The organism is Leucothrix pacifica, from assembly GCF_003172875.1.
GTDB classification, from domain to species: Bacteria; Pseudomonadota; Gammaproteobacteria; order Thiotrichales; family Thiotrichaceae; genus Leucothrix; species Leucothrix pacifica.
Map to the genome: position 1 here is coordinate 22,337 of NZ_QGKM01000077.1, position 10,202 is coordinate 32,538.

Annotated in this window: 10 protein-coding genes; 4 read left to right on the plus strand and 6 right to left on the minus strand. The window is 46.1% G+C overall.

What is annotated here, in order from left to right:
• Positions 1–36: 36 nt before the first annotated feature.
• From vapC to DKW60_RS19670, 3 genes are all read right to left on the minus strand, one after another.
• Positions 37–438, minus strand: coding sequence for a type II toxin-antitoxin system tRNA(fMet)-specific endonuclease VapC (gene vapC, locus DKW60_RS19660; protein ID WP_219988846.1), 402 nt, complete (start codon positions 436–438; stop codon positions 37–39).
• The gene (locus tag DKW60_RS19665) at positions 438–671 is read right to left on the minus strand and encodes an antitoxin (RefSeq protein WP_109839380.1); all 234 of its coding nucleotides are present in this window, start codon (positions 669–671) and stop codon (positions 438–440) included. The genes vapC and DKW60_RS19665 overlap by 1 nt, the downstream gene beginning before the upstream one ends.
• A gap of 494 nt (positions 672–1,165) precedes the next feature.
• The gene (locus DKW60_RS19670) at positions 1,166–6,322 is read right to left on the minus strand and encodes an SdrD B-like domain-containing protein (protein ID WP_109839381.1); all 5,157 of its coding nucleotides are present in this window, start codon (positions 6,320–6,322) and stop codon (positions 1,166–1,168) included.
• A gap of 196 nt (positions 6,323–6,518) precedes the next feature.
• On the opposite strand from DKW60_RS19670, the gene DKW60_RS24545 reads away from it, so the two are divergent.
• Together DKW60_RS24545 and DKW60_RS24550 are read left to right on the plus strand one after the other, a co-directional pair.
• A complete protein-coding gene (locus tag DKW60_RS24545) occupies positions 6,519–6,788 on the plus strand; it encodes a type I restriction enzyme endonuclease domain-containing protein (protein ID WP_219988847.1) in 270 nt (89 codons plus the stop codon).
• Entirely contained in the window at positions 6,728–6,898 is a 171-nt protein-coding gene (locus DKW60_RS24550) for a type I restriction enzyme endonuclease domain-containing protein (RefSeq protein ID WP_219988848.1), read from the plus strand. The genes DKW60_RS24545 and DKW60_RS24550 overlap by 61 nt, the downstream gene beginning before the upstream one ends.
• A 393-nt stretch (positions 6,899–7,291) precedes the next feature.
• Here the strand turns inward: DKW60_RS24550 and DKW60_RS19685 are convergent, their stop codons facing one another.
• Entirely contained in the window at positions 7,292–7,855 is a 564-nt protein-coding gene (locus tag DKW60_RS19685; RefSeq protein ID WP_109839382.1) for a hypothetical protein, read from the minus strand.
• Positions 7,856–8,117: 262 nt separating this feature from the next.
• Here DKW60_RS19685 and DKW60_RS19690 point away from each other — a divergent pair, with 262 nt between their 5' ends.
• Positions 8,118–8,378, plus strand: coding sequence for a type II toxin-antitoxin system ParD family antitoxin (locus DKW60_RS19690; RefSeq protein ID WP_109839383.1), 261 nt, complete (start codon positions 8,118–8,120; stop codon positions 8,376–8,378).
• A complete protein-coding gene (locus DKW60_RS19695) occupies positions 8,375–8,677 on the plus strand; it encodes a type II toxin-antitoxin system RelE/ParE family toxin (protein ID WP_181389807.1) in 303 nt (100 codons plus the stop codon). Before DKW60_RS19690 ends, DKW60_RS19695 begins: the two co-directional genes overlap by 4 nt.
• Positions 8,678–8,859: 182 nt before the next feature.
• Here the strand turns inward: DKW60_RS19695 and DKW60_RS19700 are convergent, their stop codons facing one another.
• Both DKW60_RS19700 and DKW60_RS19705 read right to left on the minus strand, forming a co-directional pair.
• Positions 8,860–9,180, minus strand: coding sequence for a cupin domain-containing protein (locus DKW60_RS19700; protein ID WP_109839385.1), 321 nt, complete (start codon positions 9,178–9,180; stop codon positions 8,860–8,862).
• Between the two features lie 113 nt (positions 9,181–9,293).
• Complete coding sequence (locus DKW60_RS19705) at positions 9,294–10,175, minus strand: NAD(P)-dependent oxidoreductase (RefSeq protein ID WP_109839386.1); 882 nt, start codon at positions 10,173–10,175, stop codon at positions 9,294–9,296.
• Positions 10,176–10,202: the final 27 nt, after the last annotated feature.

Genomic DNA, 10,202 nt, shown 5'->3' on the forward strand with positions numbered 1-10,202 from the left:
CATTGTGATGGGGTTAACGTTGGCTGCTTTGGGGACTTAAGACACAATCCAGTTCTCAAGCCTTAATCCATCAACACGCTCAAATTCCTTAGTATTATTAGTCACTAGTAATACATCTAAATAGCGTGCATGAGCAGCGATGAGTAAGTCATTGCTTCCAATAGGCGTACCGTTGCGGCGTAATGTTGAGCGTATGTGCCCATAGTATCGTCCCGCTTCTTCAGGCCATGGTAGTACCGTTAAATTTTGTAAGAATAACTCAAGTTGTGATTTGCGAGCTGCATGAGTAGAGGGTTCGCTATTTTCTACGCCATACCAAAGCTCAGCACACACGATGCTGGAAATACATAAATCAGGTGTTTGCGTAAAACGTCGTTGTAGCTCTGCAGTTCGCTTTTTTAGAACATAAATGCAGATGTTGGTATCGAGCATCACCATTAGAAAAAGTCCCGCTCTTGCGGCAGTTCATCCTCACGGTCTGCTAAAAAGTCATCATCAAATGCGCTGGGTTGGGCGAAAAAACTGTCCCACGTTGGTTTTTTAGCAGAGATGATAATGTTGTCCCCTTGGCGTATCAGATAAACCTCATCTGTATCGAAGCGGAACTCTTTAGGCAGTCGAATGGCTTGACTGCGGCCATTCATAAATACTTTGGCGGTCTGTGGTTGCATTGGCGTGCCTCCAGTTAAAGTTGATATATATCAAAAAGTATATATCAAATGATTGGGGAAGGCGATACTTAGGGGTTACTAATATGCCTTCGATTGTGATTAGAAGACAGGGTCATATTTGAATTTTAAGTACACTGAGGCTTTGTGTGTGTTGGCTGATATTTTACCAATTTTGATGTATCCTATCTAGTTGTCAAGGCTTGATAGATTGTGAAAGAGTGATTAAATATAATGCTCTTTGATGTATTTTTCGATGTTTAAATGGATAGATTTCATTGATGAGTAGAAAAAGAGAACGAGTTATTCCTGATGTAATATTGATAGATTTCTCTAAGTTAAAGCTAGCTTTGCATAACTACGAAAGGCTCAAGGCTTTAAAGCATAATTGGACTACGCCTTTCGGGATCGCTCTGTCATTATTACTTACAATTTTGGTTTCAGACTTCAAAGAAAAAATGGGTCTAGCGGGACAATGCAAACCCGCCAAAGGAGGGTTATTGATCCACGGTCACCCGGTAGCTCACAAAGCTACCTTCACCGCCCACCAGCGCACCGCTGAATACCCACGATAAGCCATCTCCTACACCAGCACTGCTCGTACAACTCATACCACCGGGCGCAGTGCCACAGTTTAGGCCGCCTTGTAACTGCGTATAAGCCGGTACCGCATCATTAATCACTAAGTCCGTCAAAGGCCCTGTCCCCGTATTACGATAGTAAATGCGGTACTCTAAAGTGTCCCCGGGCTTCGCCTGATTCGCGGTGTCTGTTTCCGCGCCACCTTGACTCACATTGCGAACCGTTTTGCGCAATTCCAGGTTTGAAGGCCCCAGCTCAGCAGTACTTGAGGATGTTGTTGGCGCTAGAACCTGACCTGCTGTCGTGACATCTCGCACCTTCAACGACACACTGCCCGCTATGGCATTGTTGTAATCAAAATCCGCCGTAATCGTCTGAATGTATTGGTCATTCGCGGCGACATTTGCTGGCGCATAAACCTTATTAATCAAACAAATCTCGGTACCCGCGGTCACAGGCATAGCAACGGACTGGATAGAAGACGCTGCCTCACTCCCATTCAATGTGCCGTCGCAGTTAGCATCCCTGTAAATGAGTGATGCCCAACCCGCCGTCGCATTGCCGCCACCCACATTTGTGAAAGCCACAGTGCCATTCACTGGCGTGGTGAACTTGTGATTATAAAAGACGACATTGCCCGGCAAAATCTGCCCGACATGGTTTGGCTCCAATCTCGGCTGTTGAATATCGCCAAAGTCTTGACCCGCTACACTGGTATCCACCAACGTAAATGGCGCTCGAATGCTGCTGGTGGTGGATATATAACCCGCAGGATCTCTATCAAAACCAACACCACAATTGCGTGGCACAGGTACGCTTTCACCAAACGCTTCATACACTTGATACGTGCCTGCGAACACATTCTCAAACTGGTAGTAGCCACCGCCATTGGTGTAGGTACTCATGCAGGTATCAGAGTCTTGTCGATACAAAACAATTGCCACACGACTAATACCGGCTTCGCTGCTTTCATTCGATGTATTCACATTACTATCGACAAACACGCGGCCACTGACGGTCGTGGTATCTATTTTAATCGCGTAGTCCTCCACTTCACCATCCGTTGCATTGCCAATGGCAGTGGCAAGCTCAGCGGCATCAGACGCCGTACGGATACGGATAAAGCTGTCCCCCGGGCCAACATCACTAAGCCCAGTCCAATTCAATGTTGCAGAGCCACCCGAGCACGTCACGGGGTGATTACTGTTTTGCTCAGTCGTTGCGAAATCCCCGGATAAATCAAAGTCAATCCACGCAGACACGACACCACCACCTGCACACGATACAGTCACACTGTAGTCAGTGCGACCCGCTAGCAATACAGGGAAGCTGCTCACTGCATCTTCATCGTTCATGAGCGTATCTAAGTCATCACCCGTGGCACTCACACCCGCGTCACTTCCTTGCTGACTCTCTGACTCAAGGTCTGGAGAGAACAAGCCTAGGTAAACACTCGGTGAGCCGGTAAACAGGTGCATGGCGTCACCGAAGCTAATCGGTGCATCACCATAGTCAGAGCCGTATAAGATAATACTGGTCGGGATATTCTCATCACTGTTTTCGTCGTCTTCACTGCCCGTATCCATTTCATTGGCATTGCCATCACCGTCTGGGTCAATCGCGTTGAGATCACCGTTATTGGATAAGTCGGTATAGACATTCCCCACGGCATCTTCTGCCGTGACCGTGACTTGGTTAACGTAAGTCTCTGGTGATTTATACACCTCCATCACTAACTGGAAATGCGCGGTTTCACCTTTTGCGAGTGATGAATTCGCCTGAACCAACTCGGTGACGGTTGCGCCATTGTAGGCCGTATTCACATTGATCGTGTTCGGGCCAGACACTTTGCTTAATGACACAAAATCCCAATCCTCCGTTTTCACACCAAAAATGCTACTTAAGTTTTCTGGCAAGCTAATGTTACGCAGTGTCGATAACGGACTCAGGTTTTCTAAGTTGAAGTCATACACCACCGTATATTTGAGGGGTAATGGCCCATCTGACACCGTAGCATTTTTGGCTACACCAATGGCTGGCAATTCCATTTCCGTTGTTGCATCGCTATACACCAAACCAATAATGCCATCCACACGACCACCGAATGAGTTGGTTTGCAACTGCGACGGCTCACCATTGTGCTCAAGCTCAATGCCAATGTTTCGCGTGGCCGTATTTTTAGGGAAAGTTGGCGTCAAGATACGAATCGCCGTTACAGCGCTTAAGGCTGCCGGACAACCGCTAGTACCGGATGAGATCTCAGCTTCTGTACACCACTGTGTGCTCCCTCCCGGCTGGTTACTACTGTGTGTGGGATCAATAAAAATACTACTGGGTGCCGCATTGGTATAGAGAAAGCTCTCGTTGGCATAAGACGGCGTGACCGCTAAAAGATTCACAACCCCACTCGGTGTCGGTGTAAAATTAGTTATTGGGTTTCGTGCTTGCGTCGCTCCCGGAATATCTAAGACCGATGGGTCATCATTGATTTTGATTACACCATCACCACTAAACGGCAAGATATCAATGAAGTCACCGGTTGAAAGGTCTGTGGAGCCAATGTTCGCAAATGACAACTCATACTCAATATTATCACCGGGCGCTACCAATGGGGTTAACGAGGTCTTCGCCACATTAAACGCACCGGAGTTACCAATCACAACCGTTCTGCTATCCGTTCGAACAGACTCATCCGAACCGTCACCCAAGCTCTCCACGAGCACGGTATTTGTCGCGCTAACCCCGTTCGGTGTATCAAATTTAGCATTGGCAGAAAATGTAATCGGTGTGATGGCACTGTCGAGTAATACATTTGGTATCGTCCACACAATGGTCGTTGTGCCATCGGGATTGACGGTGACACTGTCGGGTACTCGGTTTGACGAGTTCACCACATAAGTCAGTCTTTCTGGCAACGTGTCGGTGACCACAACGTCATATGCCTGAGCAGGTGCAGGCTTCAAAATTGACGTGTGCGTCGGTGCAAGCTGAAACTCAACATTTTGCCCCGCAAGTACTGAGTTTGTATTGTCATTTGGTGTGGTTGTCTTTTCTACACGCACCAATGCTCGCGTGAGTCGTAAGCGATCACCATAAGCCTTCGTACCAGTATGCCCTGCTGGCTGATAGGAGCTGTTTACCCATGAGCTGTTATTGTAGTTGGTACGAGTCGTGTAAGCTGGCATCAAAATACCTTCCGGCAGACTCACGTTACTCACAGGGTCAACGCCCAAGGCCACCAAGTTTAAACCAAGGTCAAAACGCGCACCGGGCGCTAAAGGCTCTAGCGCCACCACCCTGATTTTGTTCACCGCGCCAATTCCACCGGGTACATCCCGAATGTCGCTATACCAACCGCTGTTCGTATCCGACGCACCACAGGTATCCAAACGCATCTCTTCAAAGGTCGTTTGACCATTGGTTAAAGGATTGCCGTCACCATCGGTATCGTAATAATTAATCCCGCCACTAGAGACACTTCCCCCTGAGCCGTACTCAATTTTGACCGCAACGGGTGTCGATGTTTGGTAGATCGAGTGCGCAATGGCGCCATTGTTGGCGAGGGGTTCAAAGTTATAAGTTCGGTTATCAATGCGTGAACACATGCTAAATCCTTCACCGGTATAGCCACCTGCGCCGTCATCAACAAGGCCACCGTTCCATGCCAATGCACCGTTATTGATGCCGTACATGCGATAACCATAGACTTGCGTCGGCATAACCACACCATTACCCGAGTTTTGATTGGTCATTGGCGCTAAAATTTGGCCCCGCCCCCCCGCATAATTCCTTGAGTAATAACTCGTAAAAGAACCCCGCGTCGTAATAACGGTATAGTTATTGGTCGTGTTATTACTTAAGTTAGTTTCCGCATTATTTAAACCACTCACACCTTCCGTTGTAAGCGGCGTATAGGTGTTTCTCAGCGTGACTTCACCACCATTTGCATCGACATACGACAGTGGTATCCAATAACTGAGTAGTCCTGCAACGATATATTTTTCATCAGCCGCAATCGCACCACCAGCGTAGTTGAAGTCGGGTGTATGGGCTGCCGATGAGTCTGCCCCTTCAATTTTTATCGAAATAGGATCGCCGGGGTTAGCTTGATCACAGGTGTATGTCGGTATGCCTGCAACTGAGCGCTCCGGGTACGTCGTATCATAAGAGCCGTAAGGCAACGTAACACGCCCTTGTTTACCACCGTAGCGGTTTTCAAAACAACCCGGGTTGTACGATGTCGGTGCACCTGCCCAATTGACCAAGCGGTAGGGCACAGGGTCAGCGGGGTTGTTGGCATTGGCAACCGACATATCAAACTCAATGTCTTCCGCTAAGACTTCCGTACCCTTACCGTTATCCACTTTCACCAAGATAGGGACTTGATAAATGACACCACCTTCACCCGTATCATCATCCGTCACGATGCGATAAATCGGGTTATCGAAGGTTTTAATATCGAGGTCAAACTTCGGTCGTGCAGAAATGATGAGACGATCTGCGGTTGAGTTTAAGTCTGAGGCAACGCCTGTATTGGCGTTGGTGGCGGTCACATTTGCCATGACACGCGGTGGTTCGGTGCCATTGGCAACATCCCCGCCTAAGCGGTCACGCGTGAGTGCGGTTAGCTGTATGGGCAATGCAATAATCGACGACTGTCTAATCGAACTGCTCGGGTCACTGGCCGGATTGTTTCCAGCGATCAAACACACCATTGTTTGCACGCCCGTTGCGGCGTCTACCGTCAAGCTTGAGCCGGTGTTACAAAATGCGGGTAAGTCTTCTAATTCAAGCTCTTTCGGGATATCCAAGGTCACGGTTGTGTTATCTAATTCACCAAAGGTTGTGAACTGGACTTCCATCGCAACAATATCAAGGGTTCTGAGATAGTCATTGGTGTCATTGGCATCGTTACCCGGCCCATTATCCGACTCGAAGGGCACGGTACCGGTTGCCAGTGTTTTTATCTCAAATGACATATTGGCATCCGAGTCAGAAGTGCCCGCAAAAGCAGTCACACTAAGGAAGCTCAATGCACAAGCGACTAAAAATTGCTTTATTATTTTTTTCATTATTCGCTGCCCCCAGCGAGATCATGAGTTTATTTTTTGCATGCCTGATTTCAATGTCTACGCCTATTAGACAAGGTAAAGCAGGTGCATATTTTATTTTGTAACCAAGTACTTATAATGCATTAGCACTGAATAAGGGCTGACTGAAAAATGTTTCACCACCACAACCATTCTGTTTTGTGATTATGAGCGGGATGTGGATGAAGACGGTTTGTACGATGAGATTACGGACGAAGTCTTTACGCTGACTAGCGACTTAAAAAATGAAATGGCAGCGGGGGATGAGCTGGATATCAGCTTTGAGGAGAAGGCGTTTTACGACATTCTTAAAACCTTAGCGCATAAGTATAACTTTGAGTATGCCGAAGAGAAGCTGTTGACGCTGTCTAAAGCGGTTAAGTGCTGGTGGATGACAAGGCAAAGTACACGGATTGGTTTCAGCGGGACGACATTAAAGCCGAGCTGAAAATGGATTTGATTATGCTACTGGCGGATCATGGCTATCCGCCAGTAGATATTAATGAAGTGTATCAGGAAGTGTTTGAGCAGGCGGAGAGTTATAAGCAGCATTCATAGTCTTTCTTGGTGTAATATACGGTCAGTCACTAGTTGTTATCGCTTAGTTTGGTTTGACAAACTTACAAATAACGTCGTTAAGCGTGCTTGCCTTAAGTCGTCTTCGTCGATTAAAAAGGTTACTGTTGTCATTTTAATTCACCTTCGCGGTCTTCTAAAAAGTCATCACCAAAAGCGCTGGGTTGGTTGAAAAAATCGTTCCAGATTAGCTTCTCAGTGGAGATGATAAGGTCGTCTCCTTGCTGTTTCAGATAAACCTCATCTGTGTCAAAGAGGAACTCCTCAGGAAGTTAAATGGCTTGGCTATGGCCAATCATGATTACTTTCGTGGTTCTTGGTTGCATCATTATGGCTATTGAAAGGTAGGGCGAAATTGAGTTGAAGTAGCTCAGGTCAGATTTCAGTTTCGGTATCAGTTTCTTTGGTGTGTTGTGCTAGCATGAGAACACCTAGAGTCAGATCTTTAGTGTCAGGGTCTCGGTTATCTTCCTGCCATAACTTTTCAGGAAAATTCCACGTCAGTAGGTCTGGTTTGCGACCATTTATTGGCATTTGCCAGATAGTATTTATTTGCTCTTCAAGCGTCTCATAGATCTCACCATATTTTGTTAGCTTGGTATAAATAGCGATAAATGAAACAGCTACTGTTTTAATGTGGCGCCGTTTTTGTTTGGTTTTTATAGCATCATTCAGAGCCTTTCTTGTTGTTTTCTCAATGACACTTTTGGGATTTCGGGATTGTAATGATAGCCAATCAAATTTAGCTTCGATGTATTCCTGAGTATAATCACTGCTGCACAGATAAAGATCTGCGCGACCAGAACGCCCGTTTTCCTTATTTTTATCCCAAGCGAACTCCTGTAGGGCGATATAACCACAGCGCCAAGCAGCACCTGCTAGCATGCTGACGTTAGGGAGTTCGCCATAACCAAAAGCATTTTCTCCATCATCTGTCATGCGGCTATAGCGTTTACCAAGAAGTATCCACTCCTCGCAGATTGGCTCCCAATGGCTGAGTTTGTTATTGCGTGTATAGAATCCTTCTACTGAGTACATGGTTATGTAAGTCCTACTTGGAGTCTTTAGGTGCCTGTAGTTTTGGCGCAATGATTATCAATCTGATCATAACTCTCATTGTTCGATATTCAAACTTTGCAAAATTGCCCTAGCTTGCTAGGATAACAATAATCGTTATTTATGGTTATTAGGAAGCAGCGTCATGAATGTATCGTTATCAACCCCTCTGGAAAAATACGTTAACCAAAAAGTGGAAAGCGGCTTGTATAATTCTGCAAGTGAAGTGATTCGCGAAGCATTGCGTTTGTTGCAAGAAAAAGAGCAAAAACGAGAGCGTAAAGCACGACTCGATGAGTTGTTGATTCACCGCTTATCTAAAGCTGGTGGAAATACAGTATCTACCACGGATGCAAAAAAACGCATCTTTGAAAGCTTGCAGGCATCAAGACAGAGTCAGTCGTGAGCTACACAGTAACGCTGTCAGAGGATGCTTTCGAAGATTTGAGAGAGGTCGCTCATTACATTGAGTCCTTTGCCCCTGAAAAAGCCGAGATGTTTGTTGGTGATATCATTGACCACTTTGAAAACGTGCTTGGTCAGTTCCCACACTCAGGAAAGCTCTATTTAAAACAAATCAGGAAACTCACTTATAAAAAGCACACTGCCTTTTATATAGTCGATGATGAGTACCGAAGTGTAGAGATTTTGCATGTCATTGATTTAGCTAAGCCTTTGGAAGAGCGAGGGATTGATTTGGGGTAAACATTGACTCACTGAGGGGGGGGGATGTGGCCAGATGAAACGCAAAATAAGCCAGTAGTCATTTTCGAGTGCACCTGCAACTTGTGCATTCTTAATTTAGAGCTAACTCATATAGAGACAGACCAAAGAGAGCTAAATCACCCTCTTAGTCTTTGGGCAGGTTTAATTGCGCTGAAGGTTAATTAAACAAAATCCTGACGCATCGGTGTGAATGTGTCGATCAGTACACCTGCTTTTACACAGCGACAGCCGTGCATAATGTTCGGTACTTTGTACATGGTGTCACCCGCTTTAACGAGCTTAGTTTCATCACCAATAGTGAATTCAAATTCACCAGACAGCACATAAGTCAGCTGCTCGTGTGGATGCTTATGCATCGCCCCAATTGCACCCTCTTCAAAGTGTACTTCCACAGACATCATATTGTCAGAATGTGCTAAAACCTTGCGGCTAACACCATCGCCCAAGTCTTCCAGCTCTACATTTTCATTATGTACAAACATGTTCTTTCTCCGTGTGATTTAGTGATAAACATCAATTAACTAAATTTTATAAACCGCTACCCCTCGTGAGTCAATTTATCAACTGAGGTGTGGGGCAGCGTTAGAAAATTAAATTACTTCTTAAGCTTCAGGAAGTAATCAAAGATTTCCGGTACATTGCCATCGCCCATGCCTGCGTCGAATGCAGCTTGTAAGTTGGCTGATGTGCCTTCACCAATTAACGTACGCGTATCGAGATCCTTCGCCATTTCAAGGAAGTAGCCCAGGTCTTTATTAGCATTGGCGATTGAGAAACCAAGGTCGCTTACACCATCAACGGCGTAGTTTTTGCAGAAACCCATAAACGGTGAATTTGATGGGCCAGTTGACATGATTTCAAACAACTGTTGACGGTCAACACCAGCAAGATCCGCAACTGCGAATGCCTGAGACATGGCACAGACTGTTGTCATACCCATGAAGTTATTGATCAGCTTAGTCGTGTGACCTGCACCTAATGCACCCAGATAGAAAACGTTTTCGCCTTGCTCTTCCAGTACCGGCTTAACCTTGTCAAAAGTAGCCTGATCACCAGATGCCATAATGTTTAGCAGTCCGTCTTTAGCATGTGCCGGAGTACGTCCTAGAGGTGCGTCGATCATGCCAGCGCCTTTCTCTGCCAGTGCTGCACCGATCTTGCGAGTAGATGCTGGAATTGATGTACCGAAGTCGATTAATACCGAACCTTCTTCAATACCTGCCAAAATACCGTTGTCTGCATAGACGATTTTTTCTACTACTTCAGACGTTGTCAGACACAGCATGACGATGTCACTGGCTGCTGCTAATTCTGCAGGTGAGCTTGCTTCAGTAGCGCCGCCACGAGCAATAACTGCAGCAACAGCATCTTTGTTAAGATCCATTACTTGTAGCTCGTAGCCTTTGTTTTGCAGGTTTTCGACCATGTTGTTGCCCATAAGGCCCAGACCGATAAAGCCGATAACAGGTTTTGACATTTCTTACTATATGAACGCATCCCAGTT